This window comes from Paenibacillus dokdonensis (genome assembly GCF_004916975.1).
Taxonomy (GTDB): Bacteria; Bacillota; Bacilli; order Paenibacillales; family Paenibacillaceae; genus Paenibacillus_AQ; species Paenibacillus_AQ dokdonensis.
Window position 1 is genome coordinate 2,581,849 of sequence record NZ_STGQ01000001.1, and the last position, 22,298, is coordinate 2,604,146.

The window sequence follows — 22,298 nt, forward strand, 5'->3', positions numbered from 1 at the left end:
ATAATACAAAAGAAAATAAAAGGGGAAGAATGTATGCGAAAAAAATGGTTAGGTCTAAGCTTGAGCCTCATGTTGGCCGCCGGAATCGCAGGCTGCGGCGGAAACGACAGCAGTGACAAAAGCAGCACGACGAATGGTAAGTCTGATGGCAGCGTGGCAGCTCCTTCTGCCGATAAGGGCCAGCCGGTACAGCTTAAATATTGGACCGACGACCGTCATGATCAGGAGTATATCAAGGAACTGATCAACAAGTTCAATGACACGAACGGCGACAATATCCAGGTGGAATTAACCGTGATGTCCGAGAACTACACACAAAGCGTCGATATCGCGTTCTCCAGCAACCAGGCGCCGGATGTGCTGCGTCTGAAGAGTGCCAATACGTCCGAGTTTGTCAAAAAAGGCTATCTGACCCCGATCGACGGTTACCTAACCAATGACATGAAGACGAAATTCGGCAGCCTGCTGATCGACAATGTCAACCGTTTTGAAGGCAAAGTGTACTCTTTGGCCAACACCGGACTCACCATGCGCCTAGTCTACAATAAGGATATTTTCGCCAAAGCAGGCATCGAGAATCCTCCGGTATCGTTGCAGGAAATGGTGGACGATGCCAAGAAAATCACCGAAGTCGGCAAGTCCGAAGGCATCTACGGCTTTGCACTGAACTTCAAAAATCCGAAGCAGGCATTTGACCGTTCCATCCGGGAGATTCTCTCGTTGAGCGGCTATCAGGGACTTGGCTTTGACATGAAAACTGGCCAATTCGATTTCGCGCCTTACTCGCAGGTCATCGAATATTTCAAACAGATGCATAAAGACGGAAGCATCCTTCCCGGCGCGGAAACGCTGGACATCGACCCGCTGCGAGCGCAATTTGCAGCAGGCAAAATCGGCATGTACCTCTCCTTCTCTACGGAGCCGGGCGTGTACAAGGACCAATTCCCGACGGACATCAAATGGGCAGGCACCCTGGCCCCAACACTGGATGGACAGATCAAGGGAACTTCTGAAATCGTGTCCGCCGGAACCTGGCTCGGCATCAGCGCCAAATCGATGCACCAGGAAGCGGCATGGAAATTCATGCAGTATATGTACGGCGATGACGTTTTGAAGACCTATCATGAAAAAGGCTTCGGGATTGCCATTGTGCCAAGCATTTTGGAGCAGGCCAAAAATCCGGAGATAGGCGGCATGGAGGGCTTTCTGGTCGGAGAACACGATTCGCTCTGGCCCGCTTCGCCAAACGTTACCCCGGAAGGTTCCAATTATGCAGACGCTTTCTTCAAATATATGATCGCTGGTGGAGATTCGAAGACGATCACGGCAGATTTGAACGCCAGATACAACGCCGCATTGTCCAAGGCAGTGGAAAAAGGCGAGATTACCGTAACGCCGAATCCTGGTTTTGATTCAAGCAAACCGCAGGATAAGTAACAGGCAAGGATGGGGCTGCCGCGCAAGATTTCGCGGATGCCCCTTTTCTTTCCCCGAAGGAGGAACGAATCATGAGCTTTAAATGGAAACGACTGGGGGAGAATTCTCTGTTTCTCCTTCCCAGCATCATTCTGACAGCAGCCCTTGGCATCTATCCCTTGCTTTGGATGCTGCGCTATATGTTCTATGATTATGCCGGGTATGGAGAGGCCTTATTCGTTGGCCTGGACAATTTCAGCCGGCTGATGCGCGATGGCCTGTTCTGGGAATCGGTCGGGAATACCTTTGTCTTTGCAGGAGGCAAGCTGCTGCTGACGCTTCCCTTGTCCCTGCTGCTGGCGGTCATCCTGAATGGTAAACTGCGGGGCGGAAAACTGCTGCGGGGGATCTATTTTATGCCGACGGTCATTAGCACCGCGGTTATATCCGTCGTTTTTTATACCATCTTCAATTCCTATAACGGGATGGTTAACTCACTTTTGATGAAGCTGCATCTGGTTTCGCAACCGATCGACTGGCTTGGGCCAAAGCATGCGATGCTTACGGTCATTCTGGTGGCGGTATGGGGCGCGGTCGGCAACTATATGCTTCTGTTCCTTGCCGGACTGCAGAGCATTCCGCAGGATTTGTACGAGAGCGCAGCCATCGACGGTGCGAACGCCGGAAGGCGGTTCTTGCACATCACGCTTCCGATGCTGGCCCCGGTTGCCCAGATGGTCATGATGCTGGCGATTATCGCTTCCCTGAAAGGCTATGAGAGCATCATGGTCATTACGGAAGGCGGGCCGATCGGCAAAACCGAGGTCATGTACCTCTATCTGTACAAACTGCTATTCCCAGTATCCACAGGATCTCCTGTAGCGCAGCAGATTGGATACGGCAGTGCCGTAGGTTTCGCAAGCGCTGTGATCGTCGGAGCGATCACAGGTTTGTATTTCTTCTTGAGCCGTAAAATGAACAAAGTATATTAGAATCGCGTAGCGCAGAATTTGCGAATGTCTCTAAGATTTGACAACAATGCCGCAGCCCGGTTTATAGTCAATGGCTGCAGGCATAGAGGAGGTCCAGCAATGAACGAACAAGCATTATCCCAACAGTCGGGCAGGAACAGAAAAAGCAGAGCTCGTCCTGTTTCCGGCCGTGCAGGTAGAATAGTAGGCCGTACGCTCATGTGGCTGTTTTTATTGGCAACGGCGATTCTGACCTTGTTCCCTCTGATGATGACATTATCCGGTTCTCTCAAGACTGGTGCCGAAATGATGACCGGCGGCAGCCTGCTGCCGGCCAAGCTGCAATTCGGGAACTATGGGGAAGCCTGGAAGCAGGCCAATTTCGCCCGCTATACCTGGAACAGCGCCTTTGTCAGCATCATGGTTACAGCAGGCACGCTTCTGGTCGCTTCCATGGCGGCCTATGTGGTGGACCGGCGCGATTTCCCCGGAAAATCCCTGTACGTGGCGGTACAGGCATCGATGATGTTCATATCCGTCGGCGCCATTGTGCTGCGCCCGCAATTTGATCTGATGGTGGCGCTGCACCTGAATACCACTTTGTGGGGTGTCATCCTGATTCTGATCAGCGCGCATTCCAGCACGTTTTTTATGCTGCAGGGCTTCTTCAAGGCCATACCACGCGAACTTGATGAAGCGGCAATGGTGGACGGCTCGGGATTCATCCGTACCTTCTTCCGCATTATTTTGCCGCTCTTGACACCAGGGCTGGGCGTTGCCGGGCTGTTCGCCTTCCGCCATGCGTGGAATGAGTACATTCTGCCATTGGTGTTCACGATGACCAATCCGCAGCTGCAGACGCTCACCGTCGGGCTGGCGAATCTTCGCTACGGATCTTCGGCGGCCATGCAGATTCATTTGATGATGGCGGGTGCGTGCATGTCCATCCTGCCGATGCTGCTCGCTTATATTGTAGCGAACAAAACGTTTATCCAAGTGACAGCGGGTTCAGTCAAAGGTTGAATCCAATTCCATATACAAGGAGCATTATGCATATGAGTGATTTTATAATCGGATCATTGTTTTCCAGCCCGGTGATTACCCGGCATTCAGGGAATCCGATTCTGTCGCCGGGCGATGTGCCCTACGGTCCTGCGATGGTCTTTAATGCCGGGGTCGCCAAATTTAAAGGCAGATATGTGATGGTTTTCCGCAATGACTACGGCGATGTACGTCAGGGTAAGGTTGCCCCTCATCATACAACCAATCTCGGGCTGGCCTTCAGCGATGACGGAATAACGTGGGAGGTACAGCCGCAGCCATGCTGGTCCTGGCATGATGAAGAGGTCATCCGTGTGTATGATCCGCGTCTGACAGTGATCGGCGAACAATGCTATATATGCTTTGCAGTCGATACGAAGCATGGACTGCGCGGCGGCATAGCTGTAACCGAGGATTTCAGTTCCTTCGAGGTGCTGAGCCTTTCGCTGCCGGACAACCGCAACATGGTATTATTTCCGGAGAAGATCAGGGGCAAATATATGCGGCTGGAACGTCCGATGCCCGTATACAGCCGGAACGGAAAAGACCGTTTTGACATGTGGATGAGCGACTCACCTGACCTGAAGTACTGGGGCAATTCCAAGCTCCTGCTTACGGTTGAAGATGTGGCTTATGCCAATGACAAGGTAGGCCCCGGCGCTCCGCCCATCAAAACCGACAAAGGCTGGCTGACCTTATTCCATGCCGTAGACCTCGATCCCAGCCGCGGTAAGAACGGCTGGGAGGACAGCTGGAAGAAACGCTATACCGCCGGCATTATGCTTTTGGATCTGGCCGATCCCAGCCGGATCATCGGCAGGGCAGAGTCACCGCTGTTTGTACCGGAGGCGCCTTATGAAATCAGCGGGGGCTTTCGCAATGATGTTATTTTTCCAGGCGGCATGATTCTGGAGGATTCCGGCGAAGTCAAAATCTACTATGGCGCCGCCGATACCGTAGAATGCCTGGCTACAGCGCATGTGGAGGATCTGCTTCGCCTTTGTCTGGAAAGAGCGGTCAAGTAAGCTGAATGTGAAACTTAATATCTTGGTTATGGTCATCACTGCGGGGAATGGTTGGACTTTCGGCCGCTGTGATGTTTGGATGTTCTGTTTAACCACTGGCAGTGATAGCAATCCAAAGATAAAAGCCAGCTTATATATATTCAGAGGAGGTTTCTATGGAATACGGACATATTACTTTGCCATCCGCCAGCATTCCGGTTTCCCGCGAGGTGGATGTGCTGGTCATCGGGGGAGGTGCTTCCGGCGTCGCCGCGGCCCTTGCCGCAGCAAAAGGTGGAGCGAAAACCATGTTGGTGGAGCAGAGGGGGTTTCTTGGCGGGATGGGTACCGTTGCGCTCGTCCCGGCCTTCTGTCCCTTTACAGACAAGCGGAAGCCCATTATCCGCGGCCTCGGCCTAGAGCTGATGGAGCGGATGAAACAAGCGTGCAACCCCGGATACCGCGAGGAATATCAACAAATGCTGGATTGGGTGCCCATCGATCCCGAGGTGCTCAAACGGGTCTATGACGATGCCATCCTGGAAAGCGGCGTTACGCCGCTGTATCACACCTTTGTTTATGATGTCATACTGTCCGAGGACCGCCGGACGGTGAAAGGTGTCGTTGTCGTCAACAAGACGGGACGTTCTTTCATCTCCTGCAGGTATATTATCGATTGCTCGGGAGACGGGGATATTGCTGCGCTGGCGGGAGTTCCTTTTCAGAAGGGCGGGGAAGCGGGTGAGCTTCAGCCCGGCAGCATGTGCTATCTGCTAGCGAACGTGGACCGTCTGAAGTTCAGACGATTCCTGGAGGAGAGCGGGGATACGGGCCAACTGCACAAGACGGTTGAACGAGCGATCGAGGACGGTGCGCTGCCGGAGGGCCGCAAGTCGATCTCCGGCCTTGCTTGGGTCAGCGACTACCTGGTAGGTGTCAACTTCGGTCATGTATTCGGCGTGGACGGTACCCTTGCCGAGGATTTGACGCGGGGAGCCATTGAAGGACGCCGTATGGCGGAACGCCAGCTGCAGTTCTTCCGCCGCTATGTGCCGGGCTTTGAACACGCCCATATGGTGGCAAGCGGGGAGCAGCTCGGCATCCGAGAGACGCGGCGCATCTCAGGGGACTATATCCTGACAGTCGATGATTTTATTGCTGCACGCTCCTTCCCGGATGACATTGCCCGCAACGCTTATTACATCGACATTCATCTCGCCAACAGCAAAAGCGAAATGACCTTTAACCACTTGCCGCCGGGAGTTTCACATGGCGTACCGTATCGGATTCTGCTGCCGGTCGGCATCGACAACCTTTGGGTCGCCGGACGCTCCGTATCCTCGGATCGTGCGGTCCAAGGCTCCCTTCGGGTGATGCCCAACTGCTTCTCCATGGGTCAAGCCGCGGGGACGGCGGCTGCATTGGCACTGGAAGTCGGCACCAGCTCGCGGGGTATTTCCGTTACTGAGCTTCAGCGGCGGCTGCTGGAGCAGGATGTATGGCTGGGAGAGGATTTCATGCCGGCTGAGAAACACAAAGGGGAGAATTCGCAGTGAAACAGCTTTCCTTAACAGATAAGTGGTTTCACGGTGCCGTATCACTCGAGCAGCGGGAGGATGGAATCAAGCCTTGGCGTATTCCTTACAAGGATTATGAATTATATCCACCTGAGGGGATCGAAGGGAAAGGCGAAATATGTGCAGGCATTCGCTTGCGGATGCGCACGGATTCCTCAGAAGTGGCCGTATCCTTTGCACCGTTAGCAGAGACCGCCGATATGGATTTCGTGGCGGGAGGAGAATTGCTTCAGTCGCTCAGACTGCTTGCTGGTACAACGGAAGCCATGTTCGGCAGATTTTCGAGCGATACCAAGGATCTGGAGATCTGGCTTCCGCAAAATATAGGAATGACCATCACCGGTCTGCGGATTGACGATGAGGCTGTCGCAGTCCCACTGCCGGATACCCGGCCACGCTGGATTACTTATGGCAGCTCCATTACCCAGTGCGTCGCAGCTTCTAGCCCCTCTCGCGCTTGGCCAGCCATTGCCGCCGAAGCCTGCGGCTTCAGCTTGACCAATCTTGGCTTCTCCGGCAACTGCCACATGGAACCTATGATTGGGCGGCTGATTCGTGACTTGCCGGCCGATTTCATCTCCATATGTGCGGGTGTGAACATCTATGGCGCAGGTACCTTAAGCCCTCGCATGTTCAAGCCACTGCTGATCGGGCTGGTGGAGACGATCCGCGACAAGCACAAGGAGACTCCGATGCTTATCATTTCACCGATTTATGGCACTGTCCGCGAAACGGAGCTCAATTCGCTGGGCTTCACCCTGCCCATGATGCGTGAAGGCATCCGCGAGACCGTAGAACTGCTCAGGGAACGGGGCGATCACCGGCTGTACTATCAGGATGGCCTGAATTGGCTCGGTCCGGAGGATGAATCTTTTCTGACGGACGGCCTGCACCCGGGAGCCGAAGGGTATGAGTTGCTGGGCCGGCGTTTCCGCAAACTTCATGAATGTGCGTTCCGGGTAGGGAATAAATTTGCAGAGTGACGAGTTTTCGCAATATTTGAGATATTCCTGGAGATAATGCCTTCATTAAGATGTAGATCAACTTCAAATAATCCATTAAATCAACTAAACCTCCGTGCTTCGGCACGGAGGTTTAGTGTCGGATTAAAAGGAGATCGAATCTTAATAGTCTAGTTGCTGCGAACCATTGAACTACACGAATTAAATGGGTTTGGTTTTGGATACGCAAATGAAACAGCATAGAGTTACTATTACGCAATTGGCGTTTCGTTGATGATCTTATTATGGAATCATAAAGGGTTATCTCAGATCGATATTCTAGGAACGCTCTTAATCGAGCACTCGGTGCTGTCTGGTTTGTTACAGCGAATGCGGAAGGCCGGCTTCATCCGGAATTCTCCCGATCACCATGATGGCCGGGTTATGAGAATCTAATTGCCCTGAGCATCTCTATTGGGATCCTGGGCACACGACAGCGTCTATTACCGACGGATGTTAGCGTTGATGGCATCTCGGATTGGAGTAGACCCGGTATTGAGTTCCAGAATCTGTTGGCTGATGCGAGGTTCGTGGAGCAGCTCGGCGAGAGTTTCGGCGACATCGGCGTAAGCTATCTGGTCGTGAAACTCGGCTGGCCCGAGCGATACGAGACCTGTTCCAGGATTGTCGACAAGCAGTGACGGACGAAGAATCAACCAATCTAGATCGCTGCGACTAAGTACGATGTCTGCTTTTTTCTTCACAGTAAAATGATACTCGACTTCGTCACCTAGGTTACGCTCCCGCCAAGACTCTGGGAGTACTGACACAAGCGCGAAACGGTTGATTTGTGCTCGCTGAGCCGCCTCAATCGCTTTCGTGACCATCGCCATCGATCGACTTTGTAACTTCCATCTTGCCTCCATTGGACCCTGCGCTGAACACGATGGCGTCAACGTTGCCAAAGACGTCCGCTAGCATATCCACGGTCATATTAGCGAAGTCTCCCACTGCCGTATTAACTCCTCTCTCAGCGAGGTCTGCCTGCTGTTCATTCCGGCGCACGAGCCCGTGTACGGAATCTCCCTTGGAAATGAGTCTTTGCGCTAGCAGACCGCCGATGTTGCCCGTAATCCCAATAATAAATACATTCATTTTAATGCTCCTTTCGTTTCTATCTATTAAGTGAGCATTTTGCATAATTCCGTTTTTGTTAGAAAGGCAGCAAAATCTAATTGCATCCGGGGAATTGTAGTGGCTCAATTCTAAAAATGGGCAGACCTGCAGAATTTCAGCGTTTGCAAATTTTTAAGCTGCGTTTTGGTTCTTTCTAGTGGTAGCAGAAAGAGCGGATACAAGCAGGACGATGGCATTCAGATACTGGTGAGTCGTTACTTTCTGAATGCCCCAGACATGCATGTCATCTGCAGTAAGATAGGTTTTCATTCTGGAGTTGCATCGTTCCACGCTGGTACGTTCGTTGTAAAGCTCCTTCCAGCGTTTGGTATCCCGATGCGGGCTGCTAGATCGCCGAAGATCGTCCTTTGCATCTACTTTGACGACCATGCCATAGTTGGAAGGCGAACAGGCGGACATTCCTAACGGGCAATCAACTTTACCCGTGGCGTGAGGACATCGGAACTTCAAGTAATCACCGTCAGCACCCCAATAAGTCATCGCGAATCCCATCGAGCAACAAGGCGTTCCGTTTGATGTCATCCCAGCAGGAGGTTCTTTCTCTCCTCGGGGGTTGAGGGGAATAATGGCTTGCGCCTTCACGTTTCGAGCGGCTTCGTAAACTTTCATTTGGTCGTAGCCCGCATCGAGCATAAAGAATCGCGCCTTTGTTTTGACAGCCGCCTTTTCAATCAAACCCGGTGCCATTTCCCCGTCATTGACATGCGCTGGCGTGACTTCCAGTGCGAGCGGCAATTCGCTTTTTGTATCCACAGCCAAATGGAGCTTGTAACCGAACCAAGTCACCTTGTTTCCGAAGGAGTCAAATTTCGCACCCCAATTCGCATTGCCGGTCTGCTCGCTTTTTCGTTTGGGCTGCTTCTTTTCGAAAGCATGGATGGCGGCGCTATCGATTGCAACGTGGCTGCCATCAATAATGCCGTCTTGCTGACAGCGTTTGACCAGATCTTCGAAGAGTTGCTTAGCCAGGTTTTTCTTAGTCAGCTCGCTGAAGACTCGGCTTAACGTCGAGATGGAAGGGACTTCGCGATCTAGCGGAAGTCCACACTGATAGCGAAATCGAAGATCGGTATCCAAACGATGATGCAAGCCCGTAAAAGTTTGAATATGCTCAAGTGGTGCGGCTAAGAGTGCACGTAAAATCCCTTCTCTACAATGACCATCAGCACCTCGGGGTGAACAACTTCTCAGTTGTTTGGCGTAAGGACGAAGATCCAAGACGCCAAAGAAGATTGGCAATCGATCTTTTGAATTCATTTTTAGCATATCTTCAAAGGAAAATAGACTTTCTTGTAGAATATACAAGGTGACTTCCTCCGTTCTTGGGGTTTTTGGTTTGGTCACCGAAAAACTTCTCCAAGTTGGGGTGAAGTCCCTTTTTTATGCTTAGAAATCCTTGTGTATCAAGGGATCAAGTTTATGCAAAACACTCAAGTAAAAAACGAGGTTCTAACCAACTAAATAACGGTTCAATTACTCTATCTTTAAACGATTGTCATTTTAAAAAACAAGCATAAACATTAAGGCTATCCGCAAGGCATACCGGATCGTGGCTGAATGCCATCCGTACCATCGCCCCGCTAATCAAACCGGCATTTCCACCAACGAGATGGAGTGTATTATGGAAGACATAATGTTGAAAGCCAAGTTATGCATGTCGGCAAGCACCGAGTACCACATCAAATCGTAAGCATGATCTCTATCATTTCATGATGGCAGAGTATCCACTATATGTGCAGGAATCCTATTACAAGGAAATGAGTTAGGCGGAATTCGAGGAACACTGCCATAAGCAGCTTCAACACGGTAAGGAATACTAGTATCGGACCCAATGACTGTTCCTTCTCGGGACTCGAGTGGAAGGGTATATCGAAGCTTTTTTCCACAAGGTACCTTGATAAACGTATAGGAACCTCAGTCCGTATGAATAACGGACACTTCCGCTCTGAAATCTGAAACTCTTGCTGAAGGCTATCGTGTGATCGCCGAAATTTCTGGATACGATGAAGTTAATCAGTGGGTACTTCTTACCCGTGCTGAAGTGATGTGAAATCAGTATGAAAAGGCTGAGGTTAAGCAATTTACGGAGTAAGAAGAAGAGTGAGGGGGTTTTTAAAGCTCCGACCCAGAAGAAATTTCTAAAACAGCAGATACCTGAAAATTCAATAGTAATTCTTGAGTTAATGTCAAATATGTTAAGCTTTGTGATCAAGACATGGTGTATTACGTATATACACGGTCAGCATCCTCGCAATATCTTCCGGAGGAATTGCCTGATCCGTTGTAAACCATTGTTGGATAATTCCAAATTGGGCATTCCCTAAATAAGCAATGGCATAGTCAGTAAATAAGCGGCTTTCATTGGTCATAGATGATTGATCTTGTTTCAAGTTTTCATACAAGCGAGTGCCTACTAAATACTGAAGCCGTTCTCTTAATTCTGCTGGAGCTTCCGAATGGAACAGTGCTTTAAAAAAGCTAGCATGCTTTTGCATGTATTGAAAGGCTTCGGTGATAGGGGGATAAGCTCCTTGTTGATCAGGATGTTGCATCAAGTCTTGAATATGGATGGGCTCGAATGCCGTTAATAATCCTTTAACAAACGACGTTTCTTCGATCAGATGAAAGATATCTGTATAATGTAAATAAAAGGTGCCTCTATTTATTCCGGCTTTTTCACAAAGGTTCTTAACGGTCAGCCCTTTAATACCTTCTCTATCTAAAATAGACAACAATGCGCTCTCCATTAATGTACGACTCCGGATTACTCTCCTATCGATACTATTTTCGATCATTTGTTTACCTCCTTGCATGAATGTTGGATCTATTAATCAACACTTTTGATGGTATATCTACTAATCAACACTTGGCCTTTTATATTCATTGATCTCCTCAGTATGCTTCATTATAATTGGCTTTACAGCCTTAATCAACACGAGTTCATTTTCGGGATGAGAAAATTAAAGGAGAACCACATGAAATCTCGCTGACTTGAAGGAACGGGCACAAGATTAAGCGCGTCAGGTGTAACTCCATCGGGTATTCATAATGCTTTCTCTGTACAGAAGGAAGGAGTCACGAATGAACCATCCAGCACAAATGTTTAAATATCACGCATGGCATTATACTTGACGATCCTTCCAACGGAATTCGAAAGACACGATTATCTGAGATTGTGTTTCAAATCGTCAATCATGGCACCTATCATAGGGGCAATATATCTACGATGCTTCGTCAATTGGGATACGCATCTATCAAGAATGATTATTCATTATTTTGGTATAAGGAACCAGGGGACATGAAAATTAAATCCACATGAGAGGAGAACGATCATGGAATATAGATATCTTGGAAAGACGGGTACCAAAGTCAGCACGTTTGCATTAGGCGGATCCAGTTTTGGATCAAGGGCAAGCGAAGAAGAGAGCATAAAAATGATTGATGAGGCATTGGACTTTGGCATCAATCTGATCGACACATCTAACAGATACGGAAAAGGGGAATCAGAACGCACTATCGGAAAAGCGATTAAGAACAGACGTCAAAATGTCATATTAGCTACTAAATTTGGGGCAGAGGCGACAGATGAAATAAATCAAAGTGGTGCATCTCGCCGCTGGATTCGAACGGCTGTTGAACAAAGTCTTTTACGTTTGCAAACCGACTATATAGATCTTTACCAGCTTCATCTTCCTTTTGAATCTGTTGCTTATGAGGAGATTCTATTAACGTTGAATGATCTGGTGAGAGAAGGGAAGATTCATCATATCGGCACTTCAAATCACCTGGGTTGGCAAATGGTTCAAGCACAAGCCATTAGTGATCGATATCATATTCAGCGTTTTGTAAGTGAGCAAACACCTTATTCTATGATCAATCGACGAATGGAGTTTGAACTTGCTGAAGTCGCTAAACAATATGACCTCTCTTTATTTGTGTACAGTCCCTTATCCGGCGGCTTACTAACGGGTAAATACAAGGCCGGCCAGGCTGCGCAAAGCGATTCACGCGCTGCCACATTAAAAGGATATGCAGATACGCTGGATCCTGAGCTGGCTGATAATGAATATAAGTTTAACATCATTGAAAAGCTGCACAAGCTTGCAAATGAAGCGGGGATTCGACTGGCGGATATGGCAATCGCTTTTACCCAAAGTCATCCATCCGTCACATCAACGCTATGGGGACCACGCACTTTAGAGCAATTAAAATCCTATATCTCCGGTGCAGAACTGAGACTCGGCACGGATATATTGGATGCGATTGACGTCATTGTTCCGCCAGGCAAACGCATCGATGACAAAGAGCAAACCTGGACTCCTGAGTGGATGAGTGATGAACGGCGCAGGCGACACGCATTCGTTGGCGGGTATTAAAGAAGAATAAATCTCCAATGGGATAGTCCTCATCTTGATTTAAGATGTGGACTATCTGACACTTACGAGGATTGCTGGTGACCCACATTAAACACGCCTAAATTGCCTTCCCAATTTTCCCAGTCAGGTAGTGCTCATTTAAGAGTCATCGGCATTAGAATCCGATCTGTTCTCGTTTAGACTCATAGAAACTTGTTCTCGGTAGGCCGAAGGAGAGATCCCATACTTTTTCTTGAATAAGGTCGAGAAGTACGTGATGTTGTATATTCCGACGGATTCGTTGATTTTGGCTGCCGTTTCATTGGTAGTAACTAGCAGTTACTTGGCTTTCTCCAGCCGCGTATGATCAAGGAATTCGCTAAAGGATTGTCCGGTAGAGCCTTTGAAAAGCTTGCCTAGAAGTTGTCGTTTTTCATTATGTTCAGGGATCGACACCATACGTAGTCACCTTGATATATTCCAGGTTTATTTAAGTTGCATTTTCCGCGGCACTAAGAACTTGACTTTGTGAACTAACGACAGAGTCATGGGAAAACAACATGATGGATCCACCCATGATTGCTACACTCAGAGGAATAGCTGCAATTGCTATCACTTTCTTTTTCTTCACTTTCATTTCCTCCCTTAATAAGCGCTATGTTCCATCCATTCGCATAACCACTTATAAACGTGTCGGTACTAAGAATGATCCAGGCATTGGGTTACATACCGCTGCACGTAACTCGTCATTATAGTCTCCCTTTACGTAGGTGCCTGGAGCCATAAATCCAATTTGACCATATAAATTGGGGCAAGCAAAGTCGTAAATTATTATTTTGCCTTTTTACAACTCGGTGGACAAGAACTTGATCCCATTGCCGAAAAAGAGAAGAACATGGTACTATTGCCGATTTGTGTTTATCTAAATGAAGTTATTATTGCCACGAATGCGTTGAACAGCGAGTTTTGGAATGGAAGCTTTAGTTTAGTATATCTAAAGCGGATAAAAGATTGATGATCTTCGGGCCGTATGAACCTAGAATCGCCAGTCTGATGTATATATTAATGGTCTAGATCCAGTAACTGTGAACCCCACTAAAATCTAAAAGGGGTGAGGTCTAGGGCTTCTTTCTACATTTCGTATTATTTTACACACAAGAATATTTAGATACTGCAATGGATTTAGAGAAAAGTATTCAGATTTCCAAATGATGATACTTTATAAAATATAAAGAGAGAATAGTGTCTAGAAAATTTAAGATTGTCTCCAATATTTTTATAATGAACGTTATATAAAGAAGGTGTGAATTTTATGAATACAAAACAAATAACAGCAGTAGGTTTGCCAATGATTGCCGTGACTTATGGTTTATCCCGGTTTAGTTATGGTTTAATGCTCCCATATATTAACGGTACATTGAATATGGATCAATCCACTAGTGGGTTAATCTCGTCTTTATCATACATTGCTTATTGTATAGCAATCATATTTGCAATGGCGTTTTCTAATAAGTTCACTCCAAAATCTATTCTTATGGCCGCTGGATTATCATCTATTATTGGTTTGGGTATAATCTCTATTTCTCCTAATTCGGTAGTACTTGGTTCAGGTATATTCCTGGCAGGGCTAAGTACAGGACTATCATCCCCACCATACGCTAATATTGTTAGCACTAACGTAGAAACAAGGTTACAAAATCAGGCTAATTCATGGATTAATTCCGGTACAAGTATTGGAACAGCTTTTACCGGGGCAATTGCTATCCTTATGACAAATAGTTGGAGAGAAACATATTTGATATTTATGGTCATTGTTATTTTTGTTCTCTTTATTAATTATAAAGTACTTCCAAAGCAGCAGGTTTCAGAAAAGAAGGCGATAGTTGGCTTCTCTAAAAAGGAATGGAGGCACTCTATTCAACTAATTATTGCCTCTTTACTTATAGGAATATCCTGCTCTGCCTACTGGACATTCTCTAAAGATTTTATACTAAATTTAGATAATGTTCCCACATCTCTAGGAGAGTGGTTTTGGGTGATTATTGGACTAGCAGGTTTACTAGGAGGAACTTCCGGTGCATTTATAGATAAGTTTGGTTTAATGAGTGCGTACAGGATTTCTATATTAGTACTTTCAACTTCGTCCCTAATTCTAGGGATTTACCCAGATAACAATATAATATGGTTCCTTTCACCAGTTCTTTTTGGAAGCTCTTATATTTTCATGACAGGAGTCTTATTAGTATGGGGGATTTCCGTATTTAAGACTAATCCATCATTCGGGTTAGGTGTACCGTTCTTAATACTTGCACTCGGCCAAGCAGTAGGGGCTATATTGTCAGGGGTAATAGCTGATTTGTCAGGATATTATACTCTTTTTATTGGGTCTTCTATCATTGGCTATGTAACTTTAGTATTTAAACTCAAAACAAAATGATATCTCGTTTTAGAATCTACAATGGTGCCGTTGCGCAGAAAGACGAAATAATCAATGTTACAGTCGAGTGGAAAGATAGTACAGAGGAGCTAAAGCTTTCAACTAACGGGAGACGATAGCATCAATAAAGACATGACGTCAGCCAGCCAGAGTGAACGACTGCTTTTCACTATAGAAAATTTGCCCCTCTTCTTTTATAAATAATTGTCAAGGGACAAGAACCTAGTCCCATTGAAAGTCGCTATTGTAGCGGCTTTTTTATTTTATCGGTACAAGTTCTTGTCCCGAGCTAAGGACAAGAACTTGTACCGATTGCCGTAAAAGACAAGAACATGGCCAGATTACCGATTAGATAAATATCTAACAGATTGAAACTCGGAGACAATTTGTTGACAATTTGTTCAATAAATGATGATATCTCTGGACTATATTAAATATATGAAACTAAAAATTTGATTTTTGTATTGTTTTGGAGAAGAAAAAGTGAAGTACACGGAGGTACAAAAAATGAAGAAAAAAATATTTTTCAATCGTTTTGGTTTCAGTAGTAACGCTTTTAACAGCGTTCGCTCTACGAAGATGCTCATCTTCAATCGATTTATTCGTCAAATGAAAAGATGTTCATAACTTTAATTCAAAGTGATAATGGAACACTCTGTTATAAATTCAGTGAAAGTTGGAGGTCATGGAAAATCTATGATTATATCTTTTAAAGAAACAAAAATGGTACTTGTCTTGCTCGTTTTGTTAGTAATCATTACAGGATGCTCCGCAAAAATGCCTGTATCGTCAAATGAAAATCATTCTTCAACTAATCTACCTCAAAATACATCCCCCACAACCGAGACCGGGAATGAAGCACCCAAAGTGTCGAACATACCAACGATCCCACCGGTTAAGTATGATCCTGCCTGGCCGGATCGTACAGTGAAGTCTTCTAGCGGGCATCTTGTGAATAGTTGTGTTCCAGGCGAGCTACGCGATAAAGCAACTACATTGACAACCAGTGATGGGGTGTATCTGTCAGCACTTGTGCTTGGCAGCGGAGACAAAGGAGTCCTGCTTGCACACGAGCAAGGCTATAACATTTGCTCTTTTCTTGACATGGGAACTGAACTGGCCGACAGTGGATATCTAGTCGTTATTCCTGAATATCGTAATCATGGTGCCTCACAGAAAATTCAAGAGGATAATCAGAATATAGATCGTGATGCCGATGCAGCCTTAAGCGAACTCAAACGATTGGGTGCAAAGAAAGTATTTTTGGCAGGAGCATCATGCGGTGGTAGTACAGCAATCATTGCAGGCGTTCGTCAAGAGTTGCCTATTGAGGGGCTGATCATACTTTCTTCTCCTGCACAATGTGGGCCCCATGATGCAATTCCAAGCGTCAAAAAGATTAAAGTGCCATCCCTGTTTGTTTTTTCACCTGGTGATTATGGAGGCTCAATTGAAAAAGAAGTGCGCAAATTATATCAAGCATCCGGAGCAACTGATAAAGAGCTAATTGTGGATGAGAGTGGTTATCATGGAACAGATATGTACCATAAGGGGGAGCACGGCGATGCATTAAAGTCCAAGCTCATTGACTTTGTTAAAAAGAATTTTAATTAAGTAAACTCAAAATGAGGGTGTTTAATCTGAGGCGTCAATGTTTATCGGCATTTTCTCTTGTATCCTATTGATATTTGTATTTTTGATATTTCATAGAAAATGTAGTCGTAAAAAGAAAAGAAGCAAGTATTTCATAACAAATGCATAATTCCGACAGGCAATAGAACTTCAAATAGGTTCACGCAGCGGAAGCACGCTGACCTAAGTTTTTCATATTTTGAAGGAGATTGGCACTAACCTATGGCGATGCAGAATACCCGAGTTGTTTTTGTTTCTTTTAATTGACGTACAATGAGGGAAACGGAGGGTAATGGGGTCACATTTGTGTCATTAAAATAGGTGTCGAGGGACAAGAACATAGACCCATTGAAAGTCGCTATTTTAGCGGCTTTTTGTTTTATCGGTACAAGTTTTTGTCCCATGCCTAAGACAAAAACTTATACCGATTGCCGAAAAGGACAAGAACATGAGCCGATTACCGCGGCAGACTTTTCTCAACTAAAGGGAGGATAGTTGATTTAGAACCACCCCTTAAAGAAAAAGCCTTAGTGATGGATCTTTTGATCTCTTCTCACACATGGCATTATCTAGATTAGGTAGTATTAATGGTGAAAGCACTGGATTTAAAAATTGAATTTATTTGGTGGTGCAATGATGATTACTCATGAACTCAAAGTTATTGAACGAATGTCTGAAGGCGTTGGGTTATCTTCGGAGTTTGAGGGACTTTTGATTCAAGGAGTGTCTATTGACTCCAGAACCGTAAAGCCAGGTAATTTATTTATCCCAATTATAAGGGAGTTAGATGGGCATAATTATGTTAGTGAAGCAATAACTAAAGGAGCGATTGCTTCTTTTTGGCAAAAGGATCACCCTAACCCACCAGATCATCTACCGTTAATTTATGTAGATGATTGCTTAGGAGCTTTACAAAAAGTAGCGGCACAATATCGACGAGAATTACCAGTCAAAGTTATTGGTGTTACGGGTAGTAATGGTAAAACAACTACAAAAGAGATGCTAAATTCTGTTTTACAGACAAAATTTCGAGTTTATAAAACAGAAGGAAATTTAAACAGTCAAGTAGGTGTTCCATTAACGGTATTAGGGATAAAAAAAGATGCTGAAATTTCAATAATTGAGATGGGGATGAGTGAAAGAGGGCAAATTGAGCAACTTTCTCGTATTACCAACCCTGACATAGCAGTAATTACAATGATAGGTGTTTCCCGTCTATCAAGCCTCGGCTCCAGAGAAGCAATAGCAGCAGCAAAATTGGAAATCGTTACCGGTCTAAAGAGTGGCGGATGTTTTGTTTTCAACGGTGACGAGCCATTATTAACTAAAGAAATCTTTGAAATTAAAAAAATTAGCTCATTAGAAATCATTAGTTTTGGTCAGGGGAATTTTAATGATGTGAGCGTCGAGAATGTATTATCAAACTCCGATGGTTCCCAATTCTCTGTCGCAAACGACATTTACTACCTTCCACTGCTCGGTGCCCATAATATTAATAATGCACTAGCTACAATAGCCATTGCTCTAAGGTTGGGTTTAAACTCTGCAGAAATAAATGAAGGATTTCTTCATTTGGAAATGCCTGATATGAGATTAGAGAAGATTATTTCACCATCGGGATTTACCATAATTAATGATGCATGGAATGCTAGTCCGGATTCGCTAAATGCAGCAATTAAGACTTTTCAAGAACTGACGGGTTATAATGATAAGCATTTAGTCATTGGTGATATGCTTGAACTTGGTGATCATGAAGAAGAGTTCCACCGAGTAATTGGTATGAACCTTGATCCGGATAAAATAAATTATATTTATACTTTCGGTAATCTCAGTTACCATATTGCATCAGAAGCAATAAAGAGATATCCACCAGGTGCTGTAAAAACATTTAAAGATAAAAAAGGGTTGGCAAATGCACTAAACCAAGCAATTAAGAAAAATGATTTAATTTTGTTAAAAGCATCACGAGCAATACAAATTGATTCAATTATCCCATTCTTAATGAAGTAATCACTAAACTAACGGAACACAATAGCTAATCATGGCATGGCGGCAGCCCAGGGTGTTACATTAAAGCCGTTGTAGGTGGGACACTTTTTTATCGCAATTAATGCGGGACAAGAATATTACGCTTACGGGGAACGATAGTTGAATAACCGACTAGGAAGGCGTAATCCCTCTTGAATATAGGTTCTCACTAACTTGAGAAATTCTTCTGATGATAAATCTTTTTGACGCTGATTAAGTATGGCTGTGGGGTACTTCTGGAATGCTTCTTAATACACTGCAAAACCGTCATTTTGACGGTTTTTTTTGTACCTTAGAACATCTTATCCAATCAGAATCTTATGGTATGCATCATTTTAAGTATACACAAGCATTTGTGCAACTGAATGTCATAAAACCCTTGATTAAATACTTAATATAACTTAAATTAAACTTGGGAGGATGGATATGAATCAAGAGGAACGATACGTTCACATTCTGGAATTTTTGGATGAACATAATACGATGTCTTTACAGCAAATTTGTGAGTTATTCGGCGTATCCAGAGACACGGCCAGACGCGACATCGTCCACCTTTCATCTAAAGGACTGGTCAGCCGCACCCATGGAGGGATTGCCGTTCCCTCATTATATCGAAAGTTGCGGGATTACGAATCCAGGTCAAAAGAAAAATCGGAGGTGAAGCTGCAAATCGGTGAGCAAGCGGCGAAGCTGATCGAAGACGATGATTTGATTTTTATGGATATCTCCACAACCGTTCACGCGATGACCCAATTCATGAATGAGTTGAATGTACAGGTCGTGACGAATTCCATCGATATTGCCAACACATTGACCCATTCGGTTAAACCGGAGGTTCACTTATTGGGAGGGACAGTGAACAAAATATCCCGTCATGTGTTTGGATATTCCACCCTGTCTAAAATTTCGGACTATCAATTTAACAAAGTGTTCATCGGTGCCGCCGGCATCACTAGCAAAGGAATTTATTACGGCAACGAGGAAGAAATCGAGTTTAAACGGGAGCTGGTGAAGCACGCTGGTCAAACCTTCCTGCTCATTGATCATACAAAGCACAACCTGCTTCATAAATTCAGGGCGTTAGATTTAAAGGCAGTCGATCACATCATAACGAATCGCTCTCTTCCTTTGGAAATTGTTCAGCGATTGGATGCGGATGTTCAGGTGATGGTTATAGGAGAACACGATTACGATTAATGCGAGGAAAAGGGGAAATGAAAATGGACCGATTCGTAGGCATTGACATTGGCTGCACCAAAATGCTGATGTTAGCCGAATATCAAGGTGAAAAAATTACGAAAACCGTTCCAACAGGCTTTGCTGTTACCAGAGAGCACCTCAAAAACGAGATCGTATCGTTTATTCAAGGCTTGCCGTTTACTCCTTCCGGCATGGGCGTCGCTGTTGTGGGATTCGTTGAAAACGAGAACAAGGTCGTATTTTCAAGTTTATCCTCGCTTACCGGAATCACGACAAGCGATTTGCGAGTCGGCGATTTTCCTGTATATTTCATAAATGATGTGAAGGCGGCGACCCTTCACGAAACCTCATCAATCGATCCAAATACGACATCTGTCGTTATCGTAATCGGAACCGGAATTGCCATGGGGATCAGAGCCAACGGTCAATTCGTCAATGGGGCCAACGGCTGGTCGGGCGAGCTGGGCTATATCCCCATCCCGACTCCGGAAGGCACGAATCGATTGGCCAAACTCGCCGGCGGTATTGGAGTCCTCGAAATGGCAGGCACGGATGCTGAAGATTTGCAGCAGCGGCTTGAACAAGGAAACCAAGAAGCCCAAGAAGTCATTTTAACCGCAGGAAAATATATGGGAATCGGTCTGGCTATTGTCATTAACTTGTTGAATCCGGAAAAGATTGTGTTGGGAGGCGGCACGCTGAAGTATAAAGGATATTACAAGGCTGCACTGGAGCATGCGCAGCAGCATGCACTACCCGATCTATGGAACGCTTGCACCATTGAGCAATCTAAGGAACCTGGATTCATGGTGGCTCAAGGAGCCAGACGCTTTGCGTTCCGCTCGTAACAGGCGATGGTGCCCAAACCGCTCTTTCCGAAGGATTATTATGGCAAAGCAGGAGCGGTCATCACATTGGCCGCTCCTGCGATGACGGAGAATATTCTGCAAACCGCTGTCGGGTTTGTCGACACCCTTTTTGTATCCAAACTGGGATTGCAGGAAGTGGCTGCCGCTGGGATGGCCAACAATATAATGGTTGTTTATTTTGGTATTTTTATGGCGCTTGGCGTAGTGACTAATGCGTTGATTTCAAGAAGCCTCGGATCCCGCGAAGACGAAAAGCCGCAAAGCATCGCGGTGCAATCCGTCCTAGTAGCGTGTGCGGCAGGGCTATTGCTCGGGTGTCTCACTTTTTTATTCTCAAAACCGATCCTGATATTATTCGGGGCAACCGGTAAAATGTTGACAGATGCAAATGCATATTTTCGAATTGTCGCCATTCCCTCCGTACTTCCTGCACTAATGATTGTTCTGGGGAGTATTTTGCGTGGAACAAGCGATACAAAAAGTCCAATGAAAGCCGGATTATGGATGAACGCCATTCATATACTGTTGGATTATCTGTTTATCTTTGGTCTGTGGCGCTTTTCCGGATGGGGCATTGTCGGGGCGGCATGGGCTTCGGTCGTGGCGCGAATCCTAGGTGTCGTAATTTTGATTCTATCGGTAAGAAAATCGGTGGTGTCTTTCCCGCTTGCTAAATTGCTTCAATGCAAAGCAATCGAAATACTCCTACTGTTAAAACTGTCCGGCCCCGTTGTCGTTGAGCGTTTATTGAGTCGGTTAGGCTCTGTAGCTTACATGGGAATAGTCATCTCCATCGGCACGGACGTCTATGCTGCCCACATTATCGCCGCAAATATCGAAACACTGGCCTTTATGCCGGGCTACGGACTAGGTGCGGCAGCAACGACCTTGGTCGGCTACAGTATCGGACAAAAAAACAAGCAAGATGCCTGGATATATGGTGTGCTGTCCACCGCTATTGGAGCGATCATGATGTCCATCGTCGGCATCCTATTATTTATTCTTCTTCTCCCTTGGTTCGTTTTATGGTTTACGACGGACCCCAGTACCATCCATCGAGTTGAAACGGCGCTGCATATTGCTGCATTTTCGCAGCCCGCGCTAGCGGGGACCCTTGTCCTTGCCGGCGCTCTCCAAGGTGCCGGGGACACTAGAAGCCCGATGTATAGTACGTTTATCGGGGTATGGCTGATCCGTTTCGTTGGCGTCTATGTACTAGGCAGCGTGCTCATGATGGGGATTGCCGGAATCTGGATCGCTATATCCGCCGATTTATTCGTAAGAGCGATCTATCTCTTCTTCCGCTTTCACAGGAAACTGCACATGCGTTCCATCAAGCATGAGCCTTCCGCCTAAACTGGCTCCCATTATTTAAATCTGTTTCCTATAGGATCGTTAGTATCAAAACCAACGGCATCCATTTCGAATTCTTCATAATCAATTAAAAAACAATGCATGAAACGATAAATGCCGGCAGATAGGGCCAGGCAGAGGAAGTAAGATAATTAATTTGAAGGTCCGCTTTATGCTGTACATCCAATGCATAAAGCGGACGATAAATGAAATTTCAAATGCAATGTTTTTAACGGACCTGCGCCGGTATTGGTGAGTATGTCCAACAGGCGCAGGG

General features: G+C 45.8%; 20 protein-coding genes and 1 pseudogene. 15 read left to right on the plus strand and 6 right to left on the minus strand.

Annotation, left to right across the window (positions count from 1 at the left end):
* Positions 1–33: 33 nt before the first annotated feature.
* The 7 genes from E6W40_RS11930 (at position 34) to E6W40_RS30470 (ending at position 7,406) form a co-directional block, all read left to right on the plus strand.
* Positions 34–1,437 carry an ABC transporter substrate-binding protein gene (locus E6W40_RS11930; protein ID WP_136605660.1) on the plus strand — a complete coding sequence of 468 codons (1,404 nt, stop codon included), beginning with the start codon at positions 34–36 and terminating at the stop codon, positions 1,435–1,437.
* A 71-nt stretch (positions 1,438–1,508) separates the two neighbouring features.
* Entirely contained in the window at positions 1,509–2,408 is a 900-nt protein-coding gene (locus E6W40_RS11935) for a carbohydrate ABC transporter permease (RefSeq protein ID WP_136605661.1), read from the plus strand.
* Between the two features lie 99 nt (positions 2,409–2,507).
* Positions 2,508–3,410, plus strand: a complete 903-nt coding sequence (locus tag E6W40_RS11940) for a carbohydrate ABC transporter permease (protein WP_136605662.1) — start codon at positions 2,508–2,510, stop codon at positions 3,408–3,410.
* A 32-nt stretch (positions 3,411–3,442) separates the two neighbouring features.
* Complete coding sequence (locus tag E6W40_RS11945) at positions 3,443–4,453, plus strand: glycoside hydrolase family 130 protein (protein WP_136605663.1); 1,011 nt, start codon at positions 3,443–3,445, stop codon at positions 4,451–4,453.
* Between the two features lie 155 nt (positions 4,454–4,608).
* Positions 4,609–5,988: an FAD-dependent oxidoreductase gene (locus E6W40_RS11950; RefSeq protein WP_136605664.1), complete on the plus strand. Its 1,380-nt coding sequence runs from the start codon at positions 4,609–4,611 to the stop codon at positions 5,986–5,988.
* Complete coding sequence (locus tag E6W40_RS11955) at positions 5,985–6,992, plus strand: SGNH/GDSL hydrolase family protein (RefSeq protein WP_136605665.1); 1,008 nt, start codon at positions 5,985–5,987, stop codon at positions 6,990–6,992. The genes E6W40_RS11950 and E6W40_RS11955 overlap by 4 nt, the downstream gene beginning before the upstream one ends.
* Positions 6,993–7,244: 252 nt before the next feature.
* Complete coding sequence (locus E6W40_RS30470) at positions 7,245–7,406, plus strand: MarR family transcriptional regulator (protein ID WP_136605666.1); 162 nt, start codon at positions 7,245–7,247, stop codon at positions 7,404–7,406.
* A gap of 47 nt (positions 7,407–7,453) precedes the next feature.
* Here E6W40_RS30470 and E6W40_RS29740 read toward each other — a convergent pair whose 3' ends face one another.
* The 4 genes from E6W40_RS29740 to E6W40_RS11975 form a co-directional block, all read right to left on the minus strand.
* Positions 7,454–7,876 carry an SDR family oxidoreductase gene (locus E6W40_RS29740; RefSeq protein WP_211147000.1) on the minus strand — a complete coding sequence of 141 codons (423 nt, stop codon included), beginning with the start codon at positions 7,874–7,876 and terminating at the stop codon, positions 7,454–7,456.
* Entirely contained in the window at positions 7,818–8,105 is a 288-nt protein-coding gene (locus tag E6W40_RS29745) for an NAD(P)H-binding protein (protein WP_211147001.1), read from the minus strand. The genes E6W40_RS29740 and E6W40_RS29745 overlap by 59 nt, the downstream gene beginning before the upstream one ends.
* A 153-nt stretch (positions 8,106–8,258) precedes the next feature.
* Complete coding sequence (locus tag E6W40_RS11970; RefSeq protein WP_136606927.1) at positions 8,259–9,452, minus strand: transposase; 1,194 nt, start codon at positions 9,450–9,452, stop codon at positions 8,259–8,261.
* An 890-nt stretch (positions 9,453–10,342) separates the two neighbouring features.
* Positions 10,343–10,942, minus strand: coding sequence for a TetR/AcrR family transcriptional regulator (locus E6W40_RS11975; RefSeq protein ID WP_136605667.1), 600 nt, complete (start codon positions 10,940–10,942; stop codon positions 10,343–10,345).
* A gap of 326 nt (positions 10,943–11,268) precedes the next feature.
* Between E6W40_RS11975 and E6W40_RS11980 the strand changes: the two are divergent.
* Positions 11,269–11,466: pseudogene (locus tag E6W40_RS11980) on the plus strand (DinB family protein); the annotation flags it as partial.
* 13 nt (positions 11,467–11,479) lie between these two features.
* Entirely contained in the window at positions 11,480–12,523 is a 1,044-nt protein-coding gene (locus E6W40_RS11985; RefSeq protein ID WP_136605668.1) for an aldo/keto reductase, read from the plus strand.
* A gap of 138 nt (positions 12,524–12,661) precedes the next feature.
* On the opposite strand, the gene E6W40_RS30475 is transcribed toward E6W40_RS11985, so the two are convergent.
* Both E6W40_RS30475 and E6W40_RS29465 read right to left on the minus strand, forming a co-directional pair.
* Positions 12,662–12,841, minus strand: a complete 180-nt coding sequence (locus E6W40_RS30475) for a helix-turn-helix domain-containing protein (protein ID WP_136606960.1) — start codon at positions 12,839–12,841, stop codon at positions 12,662–12,664.
* 151 nt (positions 12,842–12,992) lie between these two features.
* Positions 12,993–13,133 carry a hypothetical protein gene (locus tag E6W40_RS29465; protein WP_168928898.1) on the minus strand — a complete coding sequence of 47 codons (141 nt, stop codon included), beginning with the start codon at positions 13,131–13,133 and terminating at the stop codon, positions 12,993–12,995.
* Positions 13,134–13,814: 681 nt separating this feature from the next.
* Between E6W40_RS29465 and E6W40_RS11995 the strand changes: the two genes are divergently transcribed.
* The 6 genes from E6W40_RS11995 (at position 13,815) to E6W40_RS12020 (ending at position 22,024) form a co-directional block, all read left to right on the plus strand.
* A complete protein-coding gene (locus E6W40_RS11995) occupies positions 13,815–14,939 on the plus strand; it encodes an MFS transporter (RefSeq protein WP_136605669.1) in 1,125 nt (374 codons plus the stop codon).
* A 696-nt stretch (positions 14,940–15,635) separates the two neighbouring features.
* Positions 15,636–16,553, plus strand: a complete 918-nt coding sequence (locus tag E6W40_RS12000; protein WP_136605670.1) for an alpha/beta hydrolase — start codon at positions 15,636–15,638, stop codon at positions 16,551–16,553.
* A gap of 630 nt (positions 16,554–17,183) precedes the next feature.
* The gene (locus E6W40_RS12005; protein ID WP_246072973.1) at positions 17,184–18,581 is read left to right on the plus strand and encodes a UDP-N-acetylmuramoyl-tripeptide--D-alanyl-D-alanine ligase; all 1,398 of its coding nucleotides are present in this window, start codon (positions 17,184–17,186) and stop codon (positions 18,579–18,581) included.
* 444 nt (positions 18,582–19,025) lie between these two features.
* Positions 19,026–19,796: a DeoR/GlpR family DNA-binding transcription regulator gene (locus E6W40_RS12010; RefSeq protein ID WP_136605671.1), complete on the plus strand. Its 771-nt coding sequence runs from the start codon at positions 19,026–19,028 to the stop codon at positions 19,794–19,796.
* Positions 19,797–19,819: 23 nt separating this feature from the next.
* The gene (locus E6W40_RS12015) at positions 19,820–20,647 is read left to right on the plus strand and encodes an ROK family protein (protein ID WP_168928899.1); all 828 of its coding nucleotides are present in this window, start codon (positions 19,820–19,822) and stop codon (positions 20,645–20,647) included.
* Between the two features lie 6 nt (positions 20,648–20,653).
* Positions 20,654–22,024: an MATE family efflux transporter gene (locus E6W40_RS12020; RefSeq protein WP_246072974.1), complete on the plus strand. Its 1,371-nt coding sequence runs from the start codon at positions 20,654–20,656 to the stop codon at positions 22,022–22,024.
* Positions 22,025–22,298: the final 274 nt, after the last annotated feature.